Origin of the sequence: Actinomycetospora sp. TBRC 11914 (assembly GCF_012933465.1) — a bacterium.
Classification (GTDB): Bacteria; Actinomycetota; Actinomycetes; order Mycobacteriales; family Pseudonocardiaceae; genus Actinomycetospora.
In genome coordinates this window covers 290,839-311,343 of record NZ_JABBND010000003.1, presented here as the reverse complement: position 1 = coordinate 311,343, position 20,505 = coordinate 290,839, and the positions used below count along the sequence as shown (strand labels likewise).

Here is a 20,505-nt window from a genome sequence, read left to right as displayed (position 1 = left end):
GAGGGACGAACGACCGTGTTGAATGCCGGTAGTACCGCGTGGGTACTCGCCAGCGCTGCGCTGGTGATGCTCATGACGCCAGGGCTCGCCTTCTTCTACGGCGGCATGGTCCGCTCGAAGAGCGTCCTGAACATGCTCATGATGAACTTCATGTGCCTCGCGATCGTCGGGGTGCTCTGGTGCCTCTACGGCTTCTCGCTCGCGTTCGGCTCCGACGCCTTCGGCGGCCTGATCGGCAACTTCCAGTACCTCGGCCTGGGCAACTCGTTCCCGGGCGGGTCGCAGGAGATCGTCGGCGGCAGCACGGGCGACGGGATCCCGGTCCTGGCGTTCGCGATGTTCCAGCTGATGTTCGCCGTCATCACGCCCGCCCTGATCTCGGGCGCGATCCCGGAACGCATCAAGTTCTGGAGCTGGGGCCTGTTCGTCGTCCTCTGGTCGACGATCGTGTACTTCCCGGTCGCGCACTGGGTGTTCTCGTTCGACGGCTACTCGGGCGAGAAGGGCGGCTGGATCGCCAACTCGCTCAAGGCGCTCGACTTCGCCGGTGGGACCGCGGTCCACATCAACGCCGGTGCGGCGGGCCTCGCGCTCGCGATCGTGCTCGGCAAGCGCCGCGGCTGGCCGCGTGACCCGGGCCGCCCGCACTCCCTGCCGTTCGTCCTGCTCGGCGCCAGCCTCCTGTGGTTCGGGTGGTACGGCTTCAACGCCGGCTCGGCCCTGGGCGCCAACTCGAACGCCGCGATCGCGTTCACGACGACGACGGTGGCCACCGCGGCCGCGGCCATCGGCTGGCTGGTCGTCGAGCAGCTGCGTGACGGCAAGCCGACCACCCTCGGTGCCGCCTCGGGTGCCGTCGCCGGCCTCGTCGCGATCACCCCGGCCTGTGCCTACGTCAACCCGGTCGGCGGTCTCGCGATCGGCGTCATCGCCGGTGCGGTCTGCGCGCTCTGCGTCTCGATCAAGTTCCGGCTGGGCTTCGACGACTCGCTCGACGTCGTCGCCGTCCACCTCGTCGGCGGTCTCGTCGGCACCCTGCTCATCGGCTTCTTCGGCACCACGTCGCTGAACTCCTCGAGCGCCGACGGCCTGTTCTACGGCGGCGGGTTCGAGCAGCTCGGCAAGCAGGCCGTGGCCGCGTTCTCCGTGCTGATCTACTCGTTCGTGGTCACCTCGATCATCGCGCTGCTGATCAAGTCCACGATCGGCTTCCGCGTCAGCGACGAGGAGGAGGCCGCCGGCATCGACGAGTCGGAGCACGCCGAGTCCGCCTACGACTACTCCGGCCTCAGCGGTGGAGGAAACTCCTCCCTGCTGGGCGCGGGTGCCACCGGGTCCTCGATGCCTGCGACTCCCAGGGAGGGTGCTCCGCGATGAAGATGGTGACCGCGATCATCAAGCCGTTCGTGCTGGAGGACGTGAAGGGGGCGCTGGAGCAGCTCGGCGTCCTGGGCATGACCGTCAGTGAGGTCCAGGGCTACGGCCGCCAGAAGGGCCACACCGAGGTCTACCGCGGGGCCGAGTACTCCGTGGACTTCGTCCCGAAGGTCCGCATCGAGGTCGTCACCGACGACCCGACCGCGGAGAAGGTGCTCGACGCGATCGCCGAGACCGCCCGCACCGGCAAGATCGGTGACGGCAAGGTCTGGGTGACCCCGGTCGAGACCGTGGTGCGCGTGCGCACCGGCGAGCGCGGGGCGGACGCCCTCTAGCCCGCAGGGCGCCACCGGTGTCGCGGCGCCGGGACCGATCACCCGCTGATCGGTCCCGGCGCCGCGGTGCCTGCGCGCCCGCCGGCGCGGCCCCTGCCGGGCGCCGCGTCCCATCCACACCACGACGGCGGAGCGCGAGAGGACGGCATGGTCGCTGCGGGGTCGGGAGCCGGGGCGGATCCGGCGGAGCTCGGCGCGGTGCCCCGGGTCTCGGGGGAGTCCGACGAGGGCGCCGCCGTCGACCTGGTCCGCGCGCGGACGGCGCTGCTCACGCCGCCGCCCGGTGCCCGCCGGCTCGGGCCGGCGGCGCTGCGCGAGGCCCTCGTCGAACTGCACGACTTCTGGCTCGCCACCCGGGCCGCGGCGGTCGGCGTCGGGGAGGGGAGCGGCATCGCGCTCGTCGCGGTCGGTGCCCTCGGACGCCGCGAGCTCGCCCCCTGGTCCGACCTCGACCTCGTCCTCGTCCACGACGGCACCGGCCGGCAGAAGGGCGCCGACCAGGTCGCCCGCATCGCCGACGCACTCTGGTACCCGCTGTGGGACGCCGGGATCGGCCTCGACCACTCGGTGCGGACCGTCGGCGAGGCGGTCGGGGTGGCCACCGAGGACCTGCGGGTGGCCCTCGGCCTGCTCGAGGTCCGCCTCCTGGCCGGCGACGCCGAGCTCGCCGAGCGCCTCGCGGGCTCCGCGCGGCAGGCCTGGCGGGCCGGGATCCGCGGCCGGTTCGACGAGCTCGAGGAGGCCACCCGGGGCCGCTGGCAGCGTTCCGGCGAGGTCGCCCACCGCGTCGAGCCCGACCTCAAGAACGGCCGGGGCGGCCTGCGCGACGTCCAGCTCCTCGACGCCCTCGCCGCCGCCCAGCTCGTCGACCGGCCCGCCGTCGACGTGCGCTCCGCGCGGGGGCTGATGCTCGACCTGCGCACCGAGCTGCACCGGCGCGCCGGCCGCGCCCGCGACGTGCTGCAGGCCGAGGACGCCCACGAGCTCGCCGGGATCCCCGACCTCGGCGTCACCGACCGCTACGACCTGGCCCGCTCGCTCTCCGGCGCGGCCCGCACCGTCGTCTACGCGACCGACGTCGCGCTGCGCTCGGCGCGGGCGGCCCTCCCGCGACGGGGCCTGGCCGCCCTGCGCCGCACGCCGGCCCGGCGCCCCCTCGACGAGGGCGTGGTCGAGCACGGCGGCGAGGTCGTCCTCGCCCGCGAGGCCCAGGTGACCCGCGACCCCGCGCTCGTGCTGCGGCTGGCCGCCGTCGCCGCGCGCACCGGCCTGCCGATCGCCGCCGGGACCCTCAACCGGCTCGCCGAGGCCGCACCCGAGCTGCGGGAGCCGTGGCCGCGCTCGGCGCGCACCGAACTGCTCGCGCTGCTCGGGGCGGGGGAGGGCCTGGTCGACGTCATCGAGGCCCTCGACCGCACCGGCCTGTGGGGCCGGCTCGTCCCCGAGTGGGGCGCGGTCCGCGACCTCCCGCCCCGCGACCGCCAGCACGTGTGGACCGTCGACCGCCACCTCGTCGAGGTGACCCGCCGGGCCGGCGCCCTGACGACCCGGGTCTCGCGGCCCGACCTGCTGCTGCTCGGCGCGCTGATCCACGACATCGGCAAGGGCCGCGACGAGGACCACTCGGTGGTCGGGGCCGAGCTCGCCCGCCACATCGGGCGCCGGCTGGGCCTGTGGCCGGCCGACGTCGAGCTCCTCGCGGCGATGGTGCGCCACCACCTGCTGCTGCCGCACACCTCCCAGCGCCGCGACCCCGAGGACCCGGCGACGGTGCAGCGCGTGGTCGACACCCTCGACGGCGACCCGGTGCTGCTCGAGCTGCTGCACGCCCTCGCCGAGGCCGACGCGCTGGGCACCGGGCCCGGGGTGTGGACGCCGTGGCGGGCCACGCTCATGGGCGACCTGGTCCGCCGCTGCCGGATCGTCATGGCCGGCGAGCCCGTGCCCGGCCCCGAGCCGCTCTCCGAGGACCGGCTCGCCCTGGCCCGGTCGGTCCAGGTCTCGGGCCGCCCGGAGGTCTCGGTCGACGCCGGCGACGAGCTCACCACGGTGACGATGACGGTGGCCGCCCCGGACCGGCCCGGGCTGCTGAGCCGGGCGGCCGGGGTGCTGGCGCTGCACTCCCTGCAGGTGCACGCGGCGGTGCTGGTGGAGCACGACGGCGTGGCGGTCGACAGCTTCACCGTCTCGCCGCGCTTCGGCCGGCTGCCCGAGGCCTCCCTGCTGCGCGAGGACCTCGTCCGCGTCCTCCAGGGCTCCCTCGACCTGCCCGCCCGCCTCGCGGCCAAGGAGCGCGACTACTCCGGCCGCGGCTCCTCCACCACCCCGCCCGCCAGCCGGGTGCTGTGGTTCGACGACGAGGCCACCGGCGCGGTCGTCCTCGAGCTGCGCACCGCCGACCGCATCGGGCTGCTCCACCACGTGGCGGCCGCGCTGGAAGCGCAGGGCGTCGACGTGCGCTGGGCCCGGGTGTCGACGCTCGGCTCGTCGGTGATCGACGCGTTCTGCCTCGAGGCCACCACCGAGGCGGCCCAGGACGGCACCCCGCACGACGGGCCGGGGAACGGCACCGTCGTGGCGCTCGACCCGACCCGCCGTCGGGCGATCGAGGCCGCGGTGATGGCGGCGGCGCAGCCCGGCGGCTGACCAGGGCCTCCGGGCGCGTGGGACGGCCCGGTTAGGCTGGTGTTGCCCGTGGCCTGCCCGGGCAGAGCGTCAGCAGGCACCCGTTCCGGTGCCGTCACCCGTCGTCTGGGGGAGAACGTCCGCCGTGTTCGACACCCTGTCCGAACGCCTCACCTCGGTCCTGTCGGACCTGCGCGGCAAGGGCCGGCTCTCCGAGACCGACATCGACACCACCTGCCGCGAGATCCGGATCGCGCTGCTCGAGGCCGACGTCGCGCTGCCCGTCGTCCGGGAGTTCGTCAGGCAGGTCAAGGAGCGCGCCAAGGGCGCGGAGGTCTCCGAGGCCCTCAACCCGGCGCAGCAGGTCGTCAAGATCGTCAACGAGGAGCTCGTCGGCATCCTCGGCGGTGAGACGCGCCGGCTGCGGCTGGCGAAGAACCCGCCGACGGTGATCATGCTCGCCGGCCTGCAGGGCTCCGGGAAGACGACCCTGGCCGGCAAGCTCGCGCTCTGGCTGCGCAAGCAGGGCCACACCCCGATGCTCGCGGCCTGCGACCTGCAGCGCCCGAACGCGGTGAACCAGCTGCAGATCGTCGGCCAGCGGGCCGAGGTCGAGGTCTTCGCGCCCGAGCCCGGCAACGGCGTGGGCGACCCGGTCGACGTCGCCCGGCGAGCGATCGCCGACGCCAGGGCCCGGCAGTACGACGTCCTCGTCGTCGACACGGCCGGCCGTCTCGGCGTCGACGAGGAACTGATGCGCCAGGCCGCGGACATCCGCGACGCGGTCTCCCCGGACGAGATCCTCTTCGTGCTCGACGCCATGGTCGGCCAGGACGCGGTGAACACCGCCGAGGCCTTCCGCGACGGCGTCGGCTTCACCGGCGTGGTGCTGACCAAGCTCGACGGCGACGCCCGGGGCGGCGCCGCGCTCTCGGTCCGCCAGGTCACCGGCGAGCCGATCCTCTTCGCCTCCAACGGCGAGCGGCAGGACGAGTTCGACGTCTTCCACCCCGACCGGATGGCCTCGCGCATCCTCGGCATGGGCGACGTCCTCTCGCTCATCGAACAGGCCGAGGAGGCCTTCGAGGCCGGCCAGGCCGAGGCCGCCGCCCGCAAGATGGGCGAGGGCGACTTCACGCTCGAGGACTTCCTCGAGCAGATGCAGTCGGTCCGCAAGATGGGCCCGATCGCCAACATCCTCGGCATGCTCCCGGGCGCGGCGGGCATGAAGGACCAGCTCGCGAACGTCGACGAGAAGCACCTCGACCGGGTGCAGGCGATCATCCGCGGCATGACGCCGGCCGAGCGGGCCGACCCGAAGATGATCAACGGGTCGCGGCGGCTGCGGATCGCGAACGGCTCCGGGGTGGGCGTCACCGACGTCAACCAGCTCGTCGAGCGGTTCTTCGAGGCCCGCAAGATGATGAAGAACATGGCCGGCCAGTTCGGCCTGCCGGGCATGGGCGGCGGCGGTCGCAAGGCCGCACGCAGTGCCCGCAAGGGCGCCGGCAAGAGCCAGCGCGGCGCCGGCAAGACGATGCCGGCGATCGCGGGCATCGCGGCGGAGAGCTCGTCGCAGCGCGGGCAGCGCTCGGTCGGCTCCTACGAGACGCCGGGCCTCAACCAGCTCCCGCCCGGGCTCGCCGGCCTCGACCAGCTGCCCGAGGGCTTCGACCCCGGCGCGCTCACCTTCCCCGGCAACGCCGGCGGCGGCGGCCGTGGCTCCGGCGGCGGCAAGAAGGGCAACAAGAAGCGCAAGAAGTAGGCGGGTCCGCGCTCAGGGCGCGTGCTCGGCCAGCCACGCGTCCCGGCGTCGCGGGGAGGCCTGCGCGAGCCACGCGTCCTGCACGATCTCGCGGAGCTCGGCGAGGTCGAGCTCGCCGAGCCGTGAGGTGCGGAGCAGCACCGACGGGTGCCCGTCGAAGCGCGGCGTGGTGAAGAACGGCGTCGTCGGGTCGCCGACGAGCGCCGCCTTGGCCTCCTCGTCCTCGACCCAGAACATGACGACGTCGTCGTACTTCGCGCCGGTGTCCGGGTCGGCCGCGTCGCGCTGCGGGGTGCGGAAGAAGACGAACGACTTCCCGCCCACCTGGTAGATCGCGTTGCCCTTCGGCCCGACGAGCGCCTTCACGTGCGGCATCGCGCGGGCGAGGCCGTGCACGTCCCCGACCTCGGGCGTGCGCTCGGTCGACACGCGCCGATTCTCCTACGATCCCGGTCCGTGCCCTCCTCCCTCCACCTGCACGGTGTCGTGCTCGACGAGACCACCGAGCCCGGGGACGCCGCCCGGGACCTCTGGATCGACGAGGCGGGCCGGTTCACCGACGGCCCGGTCGCCGGCGCGGAGACGATCGAGGGCTGGATCGTCCCGGGGCTGGTCGACGCGCACTGCCACGTCGGGATCGGCCCGGACGGCCCCGTCGAGCTGGAGGAGGCGCGGGCCCAGGGGCACGTCGACGCCGCCGCGGGCGCGCTGCTGCTCCGCGACTGCGGCGCCCCGATCGACACCCGGCCGCTCGACGACGACCCGGAGATGCCCGAGATCGTCCGCGCCGGGCGCCACCTCGCGCGCCCCAAGCGCTACATCCGCGGCCTGCCGATCGACGCCGAGGACCCGGCCGAGCTGCCCGGCCTCGTCGCCGAGCAGGCGCGGGCCAACCCGTGGGTCAAGCTCGTCGGCGACTGGATCGACCGCGACGAGGGCGACCTCGCGCCGCTCTGGCCCGACGACGTGCTGCGCGAGGCCATCGACACCGCCCACGCCCACGGCGCCCGCGTCACCGCCCACGTGTTCGGCGAGCACGCCCTGCCCGGGCTGATCGGGGCGGGCATCGACTGCATCGAGCACGGCACCGGGCTGACCGACGACACGATCGCGATGATGGTCGCCCACGGCACCGTCCTGGTGCCGACCCTGGTCAACGTCGCGAACTTCCCCGGGTTCGCCGGCGCGGCCGGCGAGAAGTTCCCGCGCTACGGCGCGCACATGCGGGAGCTGTACGCGCGGGCGGGGGAGACGATCGCGAAGGTCCTCGACGCCGGGATCACCGTCTACGCCGGGACCGACGCGGGCGGCGGGATCGCCCACGGCCGGATCGTCGACGAGGTCGTGGCGCTCGCCGACGCCGGGCTCGGCCGGGAGCGGGCGCTGATGGCGGCGACGGTGGCCGCGCGGGACTGGCTGGGCCGCCCGCGGATCGGCCCGGGGGCGCCGGCCGACGTGGTCGTCCTGCCCGGGGACCCGCGCGCCGACCTCGACGTGCTCCGTCGGCCGACGGCCGTGCTGCGGCGGGGACGGCGGCTGGGCTGATGCTGGACCTCAACGCCGACCTCGCCGAGGGCTTCGGGCAGTGGCACCTGACCGACGACGACGCCCTGCTCGACGTCGTGACCTCGGCGAACGTCGCCTGCGGCTTCCACGCCGGCGACGCGCCGACGATGCGGCGGGTGTGCGCGCGGGCCGCGGAGCGCGGGGTCCGCATCGGCGCCCAGGTCTCCTACCGCGACCTCGCCGGCTTCGGACGGCGCTTCCTCGACGTCGACCGCGCCACGCTCGCCGCCGAGGTGCTCTACCAGATCGGCGCCCTGCGGATCTTCGCCGCCGAGGCCGGCGCCGACGTCGCCTACGTGAAGCCGCACGGGGCGCTCTACAACACCGTCGTGCACCACGAGGAGCAGGCGGCCGCCGTGGTGGAGGCGGCACGCGCGGCCGGTGACCTGCCGGTCATGGGGCTGCCCGGCGGACGGCTCCTCGCGCTCGCCGCCGAGGCGGGGCTGACGACGATCGCCGAGGCGTTCGCCGACCGCGGGTACACGCCGGAGGGCACCCTCGTCCCGCGGTCGGAGCCGGGCGCCCTCCTGCCCGACACCGACGCCGTCGTCGAGCGGGCCGTGCGGCTGGCGCGCGACGGGGTGATCGTCGCGGTGGACGGCACCGAGCTCGACGTCCGCGCGGACTCGCTGTGCCTGCACGGCGACACCCCCGAGGCCGTCGCGAACGCGCAGGCGGTCGCGGCGGCGCTGGCCGGGGGGTAGCCCCGCCCCACCTCCTCGTCGGGATGCTCTGGCACAATCGACAGGATTGCGTCGCGGCCACCCTCTCCCTGGGCCACGACCGTCGGACCTGCGGTGCACGGCCGGTGGTGACCCCACGCCGGCCGGGGACGCCGAGCACGGAGCAGTAGCGCGAACGAGGAGTACACCGGACCCGTGGCCGTCAAGATCAAGCTCGCCCGCATGGGCAAGATCCGCGAGCCCCACTACCGCGTGGTCGTCGCCGACGCCCGCAACCGTCGCGACGGGCGCGTGATCGAGACGATCGGCGAGTACCACCCGAAGAGCCAGCCGAGCGACATCAAGATCAACTCGGAGCGCGCGCAGTACTGGCTCGGCGTGGGCGCCATCCCGACCGAGCCGGTCCACGGCCTGCTCAAGGTCACCGGCGACTGGCAGAAGTTCAAGGGCCTCCCCGGCGCCGAGGGCAAGCTCAAGCCGCAGCCGGAGAAGGTCGACAAGCAGGCCCGGTTCAACGAGGAGCTGGCCAAGGTCAGCAACAACGCGGCGCAGTGAGCGAGGCGTGAGCGATCTCGCCGAAGCCCTCGAGCACCTCGTGCGCGGCATCGTCGCGCACCCCGACGAGGTCTCGGTCGACCTCGTGACCAACCGCCGCGGGCGCACCCTCGAGGTGCGCGTGCACCCGGACGACCTGGGCAAGGTCATCGGGCGCGGCGGTCGCACGGCCACCGCGCTGCGCACCGTCATCAGCGGTGTGGGCGGGCGCGGCGTGCGCGTCGACGTCGTCGACACCGACCGCTGAGCACCGTGACCGACCCGTCCGACCTCCGCGTGGTCGGACGGGTCGTCAAGGCCCACGGTCTGCGCGGCGAGCTCGTCGTCGAACCCTCCACCGACCAGGCGGAGGAGCGCTTCGCGCCCGGCGTCGTCCTGGCTCTCGCGGACGGCCGGACCCTGACGATCACCGCCGCCCGGTGGCACTCCGGGCGGCTGCTGGTGAGCGCCGAGGAGGTGGCCGACCGCGACGCCGCGGAGGCGATGCGCCGCGCCGAGCTGCGGGCTCCCGCCTCCGAGGGCGACGTCGCCGACGACGACGAGTTCCACGACCACCAGCTCGAGGGACTGCGCGCCGAGCTCGGCGACGGCAGCGTCGTGGGCACCGTCGTCGCCGTCTCGCACGGCGCGGGCGGGGAGCTCCTCGTGCTCGAGCCGCCCGGCGGCGGCGAACTGCTGGTCCCCTTCGTCAAGGCCATCGTCCCGACGGTGGACGTGGCCGGCGGGCGGGTCGTCCTCGACCCGCCCGAGGGGCTGCTCGACCCGCCCGGCTAGCCCTCCGACTCGGCGATCTCCCGGATCAGCCCGCCGGCGAGCACCATCGACACCTGCCGCGGCGAGAGCTGGTGGCGGAACGTGTACTCCGTGCCGTCCACGGTGCCGGTGATCTCGGAGCCGCCCTGCAGGGCGTCGTGGAGCCCGGAGAACGACAGCGTCGCGCCCTGCTCCAGCGCGTCGAAGTCGGAGCCGTCGGCGAACTCGAGCGCGAGGATCCCGAAGTTCGCGAGGTTCTGCCAGTGGATCCGCGCGAACGACTTGGCGATCACCACCCGCAGCCCGAGGTAGCGCGGGCAGATCGCCGCGTGCTCGCGCGACGAGCCCTGGCCGTAGTTGTCGCCCCCGACGATCGCGTGGCCGCCGGAATCCTTGATCTCCTCCGCGTTCGCCGGGTAGTCCTCGTCGACGCGGACGAACGCGAATCGCGCGAGCTCCGGGATGTTCGACCGGTAGGGCAGCGCGGCGGCGCCGGCGGGGGAGATGTCGTCGGTGGAGATGTCGTCGCCGACCTTGAGCAGGATCGGCACCTCCAGCTCGTCGGGGAACCGGTCGAACTCCGGGAGCCCGGAGATGTTGGGGCCCTTGACGAGCTCGACGTCGCGCGCGTCCTCCTCGGACGGCGGCTCGGAGAGCATGGAGGTGTTCACCGTCGCGTGCTCCGGCAGCCCGAGGTCACCCCACTCGAGACCCAGTTTGTCGGCGAGCTCGCGCGGGTCGGTGATGACGCCGGTGAGCGCGCTCGCGGCCGCCGTCTCGGGGGAGCAGAGCCAGACGTGGTCGTCGGCGCCGCCGCCGGAGCGGCCGGGGAAGTTGCGGGGGAAGGTGCGCAGCGAGTTCGTGCCGGGCGCGGGCGCCTGGCCCATCCCGATGCAGCCCATGCACCCGGCCTGGTGGATGCGCGCCCCCGCCGCGATCAGCGAGAACGTGCCGCCCCACTTCGTGAGGTCGGCGAGGATCTCCCGGGAGCTCGGGTTGACGTCGAAGCTCACCGCGTCGTTCGTCTGGCGCCCGTCGACCATCCGCGCGGCGATCGCGAAGTCCCGTAGCCCCGGGTTGGCCGAGGACCCGATGACGACCTGGCCGATCGGCTCGCCCGCCACCTCGGACACCTCGACGACGTTGCCGGGGGACGACGGCTTCGCGATGAGCGGGACGATCGCGGACAGGTCGATCTGCTCGGTGAGGTCGTAGGAGGTGCCCTCGTCGGCGACGAGCTCGGTGAAGTCGTCCTCGCGGTCCTCGGCGCGCAGGAAGGCGCGGACGGCGTCGTCGGCCGGGAACACCGTCGTCGTCGCGCCCAGCTCGGCACCCATGTTCGCGATGACGTGGCGGTCCATCGCGGTCAGCGTCTCCAGGCCGGGGCCGTGGTACTCGAGGATGCGGTTGGTGCCGCCCTTCGTGCCGTGGCGGCGCAGCATCTCGAGGATCACGTCCTTGGCCGAGCACCACGGCGGCAGCTCGCCGACGAGCTCGATGCCCCAGATCTCCGGCATGCGGATCGAGAGCGGGCGTCCGGCGATGGCGAGGGCCACCTCCAGCCCGCCCACCCCGATCGCGAGCATCCCCAGCGCACCGCCCGCCGGGGTGTGGGAGTCCGAGCCGATCATGGTCTTGCCCGGCTTGCCGAAGCGCTGCATGTGCGTCGGGTGCGAGACGCCGTTGCCGGGCTTGGAGTACCAGAGCCCGAAGCGCCGGCACGCCGAGTGCAGGTAGGCGTGGTCCTCGGCGTTCTTCTCGTCGGTCTGAAGCAGGTTGTGGTCGACGTACTGGACCGAGACCTCGGTCTGCGCCCGCTCCAGCCCGAACGCCTCGAGCTCCTGCATCACCAGGGTGCCGGTGGCGTCCTGGGTGAGGGTCTGGTCGATGCGGAGCGAGACCTCCTCGCCCGGCGTCATCTCCCCGTCGACGAGGTGGGAGGAGATCAGCTTCGCTGCGACTCCCTGCGGTCCGGACGACTCGGCCATGACGGTCCTCCTCCGACGGCGGCGTGCCCGGGGTGGTACCCACCGCCGGGGCGGATCACCCGGCGCGGGGGGTCACTCCGCGGCCTCCTCGTCCTCGTCGGCGACGATCCGGACCCCGATCACGCCCGGGAGCTCGGCGAGCTCGCTCGTGAGCGGGTGCAGGGGGATGCGCCCGAGCAGGGACAGCGTCACCGCGGCGCTGCGCGGGGTGCCGTCGCCGTCTCCGGGGTCCTCCCGGTCCACCGTCATGCCCGCGACGGCGAACCCGCGCTCGGTGCACAGGGTGAGCACGTCGCGCAGCACGCCGCGACCGTCGAGGTAGGAGACGTGCACCGGGCGCGGCGCCGACGACGACCGCGCCAGCGCGCGGGAGAGCGGCCGGAAGCCCCGGGTGATCAGGTAGTGCACGACGGTGCCCGCGGCCGCGAGCAGCGGGAGTCCCGCCCCGGCCGCCGTGCCGACCGCGGCCGCCCCCCACACCGTCGCCGCGGTGGTGAGACCCCGGACCGCGTCGCGGCGCACGAAGATCAGCCCGCCGCCGATGAACCCGATCCCGGAGACGATCTGCGCCGCGACGCGCGAGGGGTCGAGCGAGATGTGCTCGAGGCCGAGGAGGTCGCCGAAGCCGTACTTCGAGATGAGCATGAACGCCGCGGAGCCGACCCCCACCAGCGCGTGGGTGCGCAGGCCGGCGCTCTTCGCGGCCAGCTCGCGCTCGATCCCGATCACGGTGCAGAGCACGAGGGCGAGCAGCAGGTCCACGAGCACCCGCCACTGCACGCCGAGGTCCGAGGACCACAGCACCGAGGTGCCGCCCATCCGTCCCTCCTCTCCGGTGGACCCGGCAGGATCCTCCGCGTGCGCATCGACGTCGTCACGATCTTCCCCGGTTACCTCGCGCCGCTCGACGAGGCCCTCGTCGGGCGCGCGCGGCGGGCCGGGCTGATCGAGCTGCACGTCCACGACCTGCGTGCCTGGGCCACCGGGGTGCACAAGGCGGTGGACGACGCCCCGTACGGCGGCGGCCCGGGCATGGTCATGGTGCCGACGGTGTGGGGCGAGGCGCTCGACGCGGTCCGCGCCGAGGTCCCCGACGAGCCCGGCCTGCTGCTCGTCCCGACGCCGGCCGGGGCCCCTCTGACCCAGGCGCGGGCGGCGGCCTGGGCGGGGGAGCCGCGGCTGGTGCTCGCGTGCGGGCGGTACGAGGGCATTGACGCCCGGGTCACGGCGGACGCCGCCCGCCACGGGCGGGTCGAGGAGTTCTCGCTGGGCGACTACGTGCTCGCCGGGGGCGAGGTCGCGGCGCTCGTCGCGGTCGAGGCCGTCTCCCGGCTCGTCCCCGGAGTGCTCGGCAACCCGGCGTCGGCCGAGCTGGACTCCTTCTCCGACGGCCTGCTCGAGGCCCCCGCGTTCACGCGGCCGGAGTCGTGGCGCGACCTCGAGGTGCCGACGGTGCTGCGCGGGGGCGACCACGGGGCGGTGGCGCGCTGGCGGCGGGACCGGTCGCTCGAGCGCACCGCCGCCGTGCGCCCCGACCTGCTCGACCGGCTGCTGGCGGCGCACGGAGCGGCCGCGTTCGACCGCCGCGACCGCGAGGTCCTGGCCGCCGCGGGCTACGAGGTGCCGGCCGCGCCCTGAGGCGTGCCGGGGCGTGCGCCCCGGCCACCGGGGACGATGAGCACGTCTGGCAGACTGGAGGAGTTGCCACGGGCCGGGATCGCGCACGCTCCCGCCTGCAGCGCGACCACGTACGAACCCGATCGGCCGTCCGACCACCGTCTCCCGGCGGTGCTGCTCGGACCGGCCCGCGAAACGCGAGGACGACGAGCCATGAACGCCCTGGACGAGCTCGACGCGCAGTCGCTGCGCACCGACATCCCGGACTTCCGCCCGGGTGACACCGTCAAGGTGCACGTCAAGGTGATCGAGGGCTCACGCTCCCGTGTACAGGTCTTCCAGGGCGTCGTGATCCGTCGCCACGGTGGCGGCCTCCGGGAGACGTTCACCGTCCGCAAGGTCTCCTTCGGCGTCGGGGTGGAGCGCACCTTCCCGGTTCACTCGCCCAACATCGACCACATCGAGGTCGTCACCCGTGGTGACGTCCGGCGCGCGAAGCTCTACTACCTCCGTGAGCTCCGCGGGAAGGCCGCGAAGATCCGCGAGAAGCGCGAGACGACGCCCGCTTCCTGAGCGGGCGACACGTCGTGAGGCCTCCCCGTGCCCTCCCTCGACGCCGTCTCCTAGCCTGACTTCCGTGCCACCAGCCGACGAGCCCGGTCGCCGCTACCGCTCGCCCCGCCACGGGGAGCCCGACTCCCGGTGGGGCGGGCCCGGAGCGGTCGCCCCGGTGGACGACCCGTACGGCGACGTCCCGCCGGGCCGACCCGCGGGCGGCCGGCACGGGACGCCCGACGAGCCGGGCCCCCGCCACGGCGGCCGGTACGACGACGGGTACGGCGACGCCCGCTACGACGGCGGCGGGTACGGCGACGCCCGGTACGACGGCGGCCGGTACGACGGGGACGGCTGGCGCGCCGACACCTGGTCGAGCGGCCCGCGCCACGGCGACCGCGACCTCCCCGACGCCCGGCCCGGGCCGGCGCCCTGGCCGCCGCCCACCGCCCTGCCGTCCGGCCGCTCCGGTCCCGACGACGGCGGACGCGACCATCGGCGCTTCGGTGCCGACGACCGGGACCTGCCGGCGCGCCCGTACGGCGGCCCGAACGGCCGCGTCCCCGCGCAGCCCGGTGCCGCCGGGCCGTCGTCGTACGGGCGTCAGGGCCCGCCGTCCGGGCCCTCCCCGTACGGTCAGGCGCCGCCGTCGCCGCCCGTCGGGCAGCCGAACCCCTACGGCCAGGCGCCGCCGTCGCCGCCGTACGGCCAGGCCCGCCACGGCGGCTCCGGCCCGAACGGCTCGCCGGTCCCGAACGGCGCACCCGTGCCGAACGGTGCGCCCCAGAACGGTGCGCCCCAGAACGGTGCCGCAGGCCAGCACGGTGCCCCGCGCGCCGCCGGCCCCGGGTCGACCGCGGTGCAGCCCCCGGCCGAAGCACCGTCGAGCGCGGCCGACGGGTCCGGGGTCCCGCTGCTCGCCGGCGGCACCCCGCCGCCCGCCCCGTCCTCGTCCGACGGGTCCCCGTCCGACGCCGCGCCGTCCCGGTCCCGGCGGTCGTCCGCGGCGGTCGAGGAGGACGACGACGAGGCCGGCACCGCGGTGCTCGGCCACGGCGCGTCCCGGCACCGGCGCGGCGGCGCCGCCTCCGGGCCCGGCCGTGACGACGACGGCGCCGACGACACCTCGGGGCCCGGGCGTCGCAGCCGTGGGGAGGAGAAGGCCGGCGGGAAGAAGAAGCGCAAGGGCTCCTTCTGGCGCGAGCTCCCGCTGCTCGTCGTCGTGGCGATCGTGCTCACCTTCGTCATCCAGACGTTCATCGCGCGCATCTACGTCATCCCGTCCGCGTCGATGGAGCAGACGCTGCACGGCTGCGACGGCTGCGCGAACGACCGCGTCGCCGTCGACAAGGTCACCTACCGCTTCAGCGACCCGGCCCCCGGCGACGTCGTCGTGTTCAAGGGCCCGCCGGCCTGGCTCGACAACGACGAGGTCGGGGAGACCCAGCCCTCGAGCAACGCGCTCGTGCGCGGGTTTCAGGACGCGCTCTCGCTGGTCGGGCTCGCGGCGCCCAACGAGAAGGACTTCGTCAAGCGCGTCATCGCCACCGGCGGGCAGACCGTCGCGTGCTGTGACGCGACGAACCACGTGCTCGTCGACGGGAAGCCGATCAACGAGCCGTACCTATACTTCCAGCCGGGCCTCGGGGACAAGCAGGCCACGTTCGACCCGGTGCGGGTGCCGGACGGCCAGCTCTGGGTGATGGGCGACAACCGCAACAACTCCGCGGACGCCCGCTTCCACGGGCCGGTGCCCGTCAGCGACGTCATCGGCAAGGTGCGGGTCGTCGTGCTGCCGATCAGCCGGTGGCGCACGGTGCCGGCGATCGACCCGCAGACGACGACGGCGGCGCTGGGTGAGCCGGGCCTGTCCGGGCTGCCCGTCGGCACCGGGACGGCCGGGGCCGCGGCGGGCGCCCTGCTCGCCGTGCCCGTCGTCGGGGTCGGGCGGCGCCTGCGCCGGGCCGCGGCGGCCGACCGGGCGACGGGGGCCCCACCCCGACCGGGATCGGACCCGTCGAGCCCGGACGGGGAGGCGCCGCGAGCGGCGGAGGCCGACCGGGAGTGACGTCCGCACGATCCCGCCCCGGAGGCGACGGACGTGCCCGGACGGGGGGACGCCCGGTCCGCCGCGCCCGTCGCCCGCTCCCGCCGCGCACCGGCGTCCAGCCGCCGCGGGCGATCATCCGCCGCTCCAGCGAGTCGTGGGCCCTGCAGTCGGCGCTGGAGCGCCACGGGCTCGGGCCCGTCGTCGGGGTGGACGAGGCGGGCCGGGGTGCGTGCGCCGGCCCGCTGGCCGTGGCGGCGTGCATCCTGCGCCCGAACGACGCCCGGCACTTCGAGGGGCTGACCGACTCCAAGCTGCTCACCCCCGAGGAGCGCGAGCGGCTCGCCGCGATCGTGCTGCGCCGCGCCGTCGACCACTGCGTGGTGCTCGTCGACCCCACCGAGGTCGACCACCGCGGGGTGCACGCGGCCAACATCGACGGCATGCGCCGGGCCGTCGCCCGGCTGCAGGTGCGGCCCGGCTACGTCCTCACCGACGGCTTCCCGGTGACCGGCTTCGGGGTGCCGAGCCTCGCGGTGCCGAAGGGCGACCTCGCCGCCGCCTGCGTGGCCGCCGCGTCGATCCTCGCGAAGACCACGCGGGACCGGTTGATGGCGCAGCTGCACGAGCGCCGCCCGGAGTACCGGTTCGACCTGCACAAGGGCTACTGCACCCCGACGCACACCGCGGCCCTCGCCGAGCACGGGCCGAGCCCCGACCACCGCTACAGCTTCGTGAACGTGGCCGGTGCCGCTCGCCTCGCCGCCGGCCGGGCGGCAGACTCCTCGGACGGGTCGGTGGGCCACAATGAGGAGGACTGGGCCGTCGACGACCTCCCGGACCCCACGCCCGACGAGGTCGACGTGATCGAGGGCATGGGCGAGGGCGTGGACGTCCTCGAGGACAGGGCCGAGGCGGAGGGGGGAGAGGGACCGTGAGCGCCGAGGATCTCGAGAAGTACGAGACCGACATGGAGCTGTCGCTCTACCGCGAGTACCGCGACATCGTGAGCCAGTTCTCCTACGTCGTCGAGACCGAGCGCCGCTTCTACCTCGCGAACACGGTCGACGTCGCGGTGCGCAACGCCGACGGCGAGGTCTACTTCGAGGTGCGGATGTCCGATGCCTGGGTCTGGGACATGTACCGGCCCGCGCGCTTCGTCAAGAACGTCCGGGTGGTCACCTTCAAGGACGTCAACGTCGAGGAGCTCGACAAGCCCGAGCTGCGCCTCGAGGACGGTCCGTTCGGCGGCTGACCCGCCGCCGGTCGCCCCGGCCGCCGCGGCGGCCGGCGCAGCGCCGCGTCCCCATCCCCGGCACGGGGCCCGGGTTGTCCCCAGCCCGCCGGTCCACCCTCCCCACGGCGGCGCGTCCACGTCCACCGTGATCTCCGGGCGGCGCGGCCGCCCGGGGATCACGGGAGGCGGCGCGTGGTGGGGACGGGACCGAGTGGCGCGGCGGGTGGTGGGCTCGCGAAGGACGAGCTGGGCCGGGAGGGCGAGCGGCTCGCGGCGGAGCACCTCGTCGCGCGGGGCCTGGTGATCCTGGCGCGCAACTGGCGCCGCCGCGAGGGCGAGCTGGATGTCGTGGCCACCGACGGGAAGAGCCTCGTGGTCTGCGAGGTGAAGACGCGTTCGGGGGTGGGCTACGGCCTGCCGGTGGAGGCCGTCACCCGCGCGAAGGCGGCCCGCATCCGGCGGCTCGCGCACCAGTGGCTCGCCGAGTCCCGCGCCCGCTTCGTCGAGGTGCGGTTCGACGTGGTCGCCGTGCTGCTGCTGCCCGGCCGGGCCCCGCAGGTCGAGCACTACGAGGGGGCCTTCTGATGGGGCTGGCCCGGGCGTGGTCGATCGGCCTGCACGGCGTGGACGGGGACCTGGTGGAGATCGAGGCCGATCTCGGGCCGGGCCTGCCCGGCCTCTCCCTGGTCGGGCTGCCCGACGCCGCGCTCGCCGAGGCCCGCGACCGGGTGCGCGCCGCCGTGGTGAACACCGGGGAGCCGTGGCCGAACCGCAAGATCACCCTGGCGCTGTCCCCGGCCACGCTGCCCAAGCAGGGGTCGAGCTACGACGTCGCGCTCGCCTGCGGCGTGCTGGCCGCCGCGGGGGAGCTGCGCCCGGAGCGGCTCCTCGACGTGGTGCTGCTCGGCGAGCTCGCCCTCGACGGGCGGGTCCGCGACGTCCGCGGGGTGCTGCCGTGCGTGGTGGCGGCGCGCCGGGCGGGGATCGCCCGGGCCGTCGTCCCGCTCGCCGCGCTCGACGAGGCCGCGCTGGTCGACGGCATCGAGGTGCTCGGCGCGGGCCACCTCGGGGAGGTCCTCGCCTGGCTGCGCCGCGAGGGCCCGCTCACGACGCCCGGGACCCGTCGGCCGCCGCGGACCGCGCGGACCACCGAGGACCTGGCCGAGGTGGTCGGCCAGGAGCGGGCCCGGCGGGCGACCGAGATCGCGGCGGCGGGCGGGCACCACCTGCTCTTCACCGGGCCCCCGGGGTCGGGCAAGACGATGCTCGCCCGGCGCCTGATCGGCCTGCTGCCCGATCTCTCGGTCGACGAGGCCATGGAGGTCGCCGCGGTGCGCTCGCTCGCGGGGTCGCTGCCCGACGACGAGGCCCTGCCGGTCACCCCGCCGTTCGTCGCACCGCACCACGGGGTGTCGGCGGCGGCGCTGGTCGGTGGCGGGTCGGGGCTCGCCCGGCCGGGCGCCGTCTCGCTGGCCCACCGCGGCGTGCTCTTCCTGGACGAGGTGTTCGAGTTCGGCCCGCACCTGCTCGACGGCCTGCGGACCCCGCTGGAGGAGGGCGAGGTCCGGCTCGCCCGCAAGGACGGCGTGGTGCGCTACCCGGCGCGCTTCCAGCTGGTCATGGCGACCAACCCGTGCCCGTGCGCGCCGCCCGACCCCCGCGACTGCACCTGCGCGCCGTCGGTGCGGGCCCGGTACGCGGGCCGGCTGTCCGGGCCGATGCTCGACCGCGTGGACCTGCGGATCGGCCTCGACGCGGTCGGCGGGCTCTACCGCGGGCCCGACGAGCAGCCCGAGAGCACCGCGACCGTCCGGGCGCGGGTCCTCGCCGCGCGGGCCGTCGCCCGCGACCGGTGGCGCGAGGCGGGCTGGCGCAGCAACGCCGAGGTGCCCGGCCCGGCGCTGCGGCGGCACGTGCCGCTGCCCGCCGGGGTCCTCAAGGACCTCGACCACCTGCTGCGCTGCGGGCTCCTCACGGCGCGGGGACTCGACCGGTGCCTGCGCGTCGCCTGGACCCTGTGCGACCTCCGGGGCGGGGAGCACCCCGACACCCGCGACGTGCACGCCGCCCTGGAGCTCAAGCACCAGGGAGCCGGGACGTGACCGCCGGGACGGAGTGCGACGGGCCCGGGCCCGCCGTCGTCGCCGAGGAGGTGCTGCGGGCCCGGGCCTACCTGATGCGGCTCGCCGAACCGCCGGCGCCGCGGCTGGCGCACCTCGTGGCCCTCCTGGGGCCCCTCGAGGCCGCCGAGCGGATCCGTGGCGGCGCCGACCTCGGTCGCCACGTCTCCTCCGAGGTGTCCGGGCGCCGCGACGTCGACCGTGCCGAGTCCGACCTCGACGCCGTCCGCGCCCTCGGCGGACGCCTCCTGGTGCCCGAGGGCCCCGGCTGGCCCGCCGCGGCGGTGGCGGCCTTCGACCGGCCCGACCTGCGCGGGAACCCGGACTGGGTGGCGCCGCTCGGGCTGTGGGTGCGGGGGCCCGGGGACCTCACCGAGCACGTCGACGGGTCGCACCGCAGCGTCGCGATGGTCGGGGCGCGCGCGGCCACCGGGTACGGGAAGTGGGTCGCGCGGGCCTGGTCGGCCTCGTTCGCCGACGAGGGGCTCGCCGTCGTCTCCGGGGCGGCGTCCGGGATCGACGGCGAGTCCCACCGCGGCTGCCTCGCGGCGGGCGGGGCGACGGTCGCGGTCCTGGCCTGCGGCGTGGAGCGGGCCTACCCGGCGACGCACACCCGGTTGCTGGCGGCGATCGCGGAGCAGGGCGCGGTGGTCAGCGAGTACCCCGTGGGCGCCGTGCCCGCCCGGCACCGCTTCCTGGTGCGCAACCGCCTCATCGCGGCGCTGGCGTCGGGGACCCTCGTCGTCGAGGCGGGCGCGCGCAGCGGGGCCGCGCGTACGGCCTCCGCGGCCCAGGAGCTCGGGCGCGTGGTCATGGCGGTGCCGGGCCCGGTCACCTCGGCGCTGTCGGTGGGGACGCACCACCTGGCGCGCCAGCCCGGGGTGGCGGTGGTCGGCTCGGTGGCCGACGTGCTGGAGGACATCGGGCCGGCGGGCCGGCTGGCCGACCCGCCGCCGCGGCCCCGCCGACCGCTCGACGGCCTGTCCACCACCGCGGTCCGCGTGCACGGCGCGCTGCGGGGGTTCGCGAGCTCGACGGCTGCGGTGCTGGCCCGGGAGGCCGGGGTCGAGCCCCGCGCGGTGCCCGCGGCGCTCGAGGAACTGGCGGTGGCCGGCCTCGTGGTCCCCGACGGCGAGCGGGGGTGGTGCCGACCCGTCTGACGCCCGGACTCGTGCGACGAGCGGTTGCGGAGCGCGACTGCGACGACCGCTGCCCGACAGGGCGACACGGTCACCGACGAGCGCGCGGCGATGCTTGACGACCACCCTCCGGCCTTGGACTC

19 protein-coding genes and 1 pseudogene are annotated in these 20,505 nt (G+C 75.2%); 17 read left to right on the top strand and 3 right to left on the bottom strand.

Going from position 1 to position 20,505, the window contains the following annotated elements; translation table 11 throughout:
- Positions 1 to 15 precede the first annotated feature (15 nt).
- From HH311_RS09585 to ffh, 4 genes are all read left to right on the top strand, one after another.
- On the top strand, positions 16 to 1,377 hold the full coding sequence (locus HH311_RS09585; protein WP_169183377.1) for an ammonium transporter: 1,362 nt from the start codon (positions 16 to 18) through the stop codon (positions 1,375 to 1,377).
- A complete protein-coding gene (locus tag HH311_RS09580) occupies positions 1,374 to 1,712 on the top strand; it encodes a P-II family nitrogen regulator (RefSeq protein WP_169183376.1) in 339 nt (112 codons plus the stop codon). The genes HH311_RS09585 and HH311_RS09580 overlap by 4 nt, the downstream gene beginning before the upstream one ends.
- Positions 1,713 to 1,859: 147 nt before the next feature.
- A complete protein-coding gene (locus tag HH311_RS09575) occupies positions 1,860 to 4,358 on the top strand; it encodes a [protein-PII] uridylyltransferase (protein ID WP_169183375.1) in 2,499 nt (832 codons plus the stop codon).
- Between the two features lie 124 nt (positions 4,359 to 4,482).
- Entirely contained in the window at positions 4,483 to 6,102 is a 1,620-nt protein-coding gene (gene ffh, locus HH311_RS09570; RefSeq protein WP_169183374.1) for a signal recognition particle protein, read from the top strand.
- Between the two features lie 12 nt (positions 6,103 to 6,114).
- Here the strand turns inward: ffh and HH311_RS09565 are convergent, their stop codons facing one another.
- The gene (locus HH311_RS09565) at positions 6,115 to 6,531 is read right to left on the bottom strand and encodes an MmcQ/YjbR family DNA-binding protein (RefSeq protein ID WP_312030040.1); all 417 of its coding nucleotides are present in this window, start codon (positions 6,529 to 6,531) and stop codon (positions 6,115 to 6,117) included.
- A gap of 27 nt (positions 6,532 to 6,558) precedes the next feature.
- On the opposite strand from HH311_RS09565, the gene HH311_RS09560 reads away from it, so the two are divergent.
- From HH311_RS09560 to rimM, 5 genes and pseudogenes are all read left to right on the top strand, one after another.
- On the top strand, positions 6,559 to 7,647 hold the full coding sequence (locus HH311_RS09560; RefSeq protein WP_312030039.1) for an amidohydrolase family protein: 1,089 nt from the start codon (positions 6,559 to 6,561) through the stop codon (positions 7,645 to 7,647).
- Positions 7,647 to 8,372: a LamB/YcsF family protein gene (locus HH311_RS09555; RefSeq protein ID WP_169183373.1), complete on the top strand. Its 726-nt coding sequence runs from the start codon at positions 7,647 to 7,649 to the stop codon at positions 8,370 to 8,372. The genes HH311_RS09560 and HH311_RS09555 overlap by 1 nt, the downstream gene beginning before the upstream one ends.
- 174 nt (positions 8,373 to 8,546) lie before the next feature.
- Positions 8,547 to 8,891: pseudogene (gene rpsP, locus HH311_RS09550) on the top strand (30S ribosomal protein S16); the annotation flags it as partial.
- Between the two features lie 22 nt (positions 8,892 to 8,913).
- A complete protein-coding gene (locus tag HH311_RS09545; RefSeq protein ID WP_169183371.1) occupies positions 8,914 to 9,153 on the top strand; it encodes an RNA-binding protein in 240 nt (79 codons plus the stop codon).
- A gap of 5 nt (positions 9,154 to 9,158) precedes the next feature.
- Entirely contained in the window at positions 9,159 to 9,680 is a 522-nt protein-coding gene (gene rimM, locus HH311_RS09540; protein WP_396027431.1) for a ribosome maturation factor RimM, read from the top strand.
- Here the strand turns inward: rimM and HH311_RS09535 are convergent.
- Together HH311_RS09535 and HH311_RS09530 are read right to left on the bottom strand one after the other, a co-directional pair.
- Entirely contained in the window at positions 9,677 to 11,647 is a 1,971-nt protein-coding gene (locus HH311_RS09535; protein ID WP_169183370.1) for an aconitate hydratase, read from the bottom strand. The genes rimM and HH311_RS09535 overlap by 4 nt on opposite strands.
- A 72-nt stretch (positions 11,648 to 11,719) precedes the next feature.
- The gene (locus HH311_RS09530) at positions 11,720 to 12,466 is read right to left on the bottom strand and encodes an MgtC/SapB family protein (RefSeq protein ID WP_169183369.1); all 747 of its coding nucleotides are present in this window, start codon (positions 12,464 to 12,466) and stop codon (positions 11,720 to 11,722) included.
- 39 nt (positions 12,467 to 12,505) lie between these two features.
- Between HH311_RS09530 and trmD the strand changes: the two genes are divergently transcribed.
- The 8 genes from trmD (at position 12,506) to dprA (ending at position 20,383) form a co-directional block, all read left to right on the top strand.
- A complete protein-coding gene (gene trmD / locus HH311_RS09525) occupies positions 12,506 to 13,285 on the top strand; it encodes a tRNA (guanosine(37)-N1)-methyltransferase TrmD (RefSeq protein ID WP_169183368.1) in 780 nt (259 codons plus the stop codon).
- A 192-nt stretch (positions 13,286 to 13,477) separates the two neighbouring features.
- Positions 13,478 to 13,837 (top strand): 50S ribosomal protein L19, encoded by a 360-nt coding sequence (rplS, locus tag HH311_RS09520; protein ID WP_169183367.1) that lies wholly within the window; start codon positions 13,478 to 13,480, stop codon positions 13,835 to 13,837.
- A 64-nt stretch (positions 13,838 to 13,901) separates the two neighbouring features.
- Entirely contained in the window at positions 13,902 to 15,887 is a 1,986-nt protein-coding gene (gene lepB, locus HH311_RS33195; RefSeq protein ID WP_312030038.1) for a signal peptidase I, read from the top strand.
- Between the two features lie 113 nt (positions 15,888 to 16,000).
- On the top strand, positions 16,001 to 16,804 hold the full coding sequence (locus HH311_RS09510) for a ribonuclease HII (RefSeq protein WP_169183431.1): 804 nt from the start codon (positions 16,001 to 16,003) through the stop codon (positions 16,802 to 16,804).
- Positions 16,801 to 17,121, top strand: a complete 321-nt coding sequence (locus HH311_RS09505) for a DUF2469 domain-containing protein (RefSeq protein ID WP_169183366.1) — start codon at positions 16,801 to 16,803, stop codon at positions 17,119 to 17,121. Before HH311_RS09510 ends, HH311_RS09505 begins: the two co-directional genes overlap by 4 nt.
- Before the next feature lie 174 nt (positions 17,122 to 17,295).
- On the top strand, positions 17,296 to 17,688 hold the full coding sequence (locus HH311_RS09500; protein WP_312030037.1) for a YraN family protein: 393 nt from the start codon (positions 17,296 to 17,298) through the stop codon (positions 17,686 to 17,688).
- Entirely contained in the window at positions 17,688 to 19,205 is a 1,518-nt protein-coding gene (locus HH311_RS09495) for a YifB family Mg chelatase-like AAA ATPase (protein ID WP_169183365.1), read from the top strand. Before HH311_RS09500 ends, HH311_RS09495 begins: the two co-directional genes overlap by 1 nt.
- Positions 19,202 to 20,383 carry a DNA-processing protein DprA gene (gene dprA / locus HH311_RS09490; protein WP_312030036.1) on the top strand — a complete coding sequence of 394 codons (1,182 nt, stop codon included), beginning with the start codon at positions 19,202 to 19,204 and terminating at the stop codon, positions 20,381 to 20,383. Before HH311_RS09495 ends, dprA begins: the two co-directional genes overlap by 4 nt.
- The last annotated feature ends 122 nt before the right edge of the window (positions 20,384 to 20,505 follow it).

Coding starts and splice junctions, on each gene's coding strand:
- HH311_RS09535 (WP_169183370.1), bottom strand. CDS start 11,647: ATGGCCGAGTCGTCCGGACCGCAGGGAGTCGCAGCGAAGCTGATCTCC.
- HH311_RS09580 (WP_169183376.1), top strand. CDS start 1,374: ATGAAGATGGTGACCGCGATCATCAAGCCGTTCGTGCTGGAGGACGTG.
- HH311_RS09530 (WP_169183369.1), bottom strand. CDS start 12,466: ATGGGCGGCACCTCGGTGCTGTGGTCCTCGGACCTCGGCGTGCAGTGG.
- HH311_RS09495 (WP_169183365.1), top strand. CDS start 17,688: ATGGGGCTGGCCCGGGCGTGGTCGATCGGCCTGCACGGCGTGGACGGG.
- rplS (WP_169183367.1), top strand. CDS start 13,478: ATGAACGCCCTGGACGAGCTCGACGCGCAGTCGCTGCGCACCGACATC.
- HH311_RS09575 (WP_169183375.1), top strand. CDS start 1,860: ATGGTCGCTGCGGGGTCGGGAGCCGGGGCGGATCCGGCGGAGCTCGGC.
- HH311_RS09555 (WP_169183373.1), top strand. CDS start 7,647: ATGCTGGACCTCAACGCCGACCTCGCCGAGGGCTTCGGGCAGTGGCAC.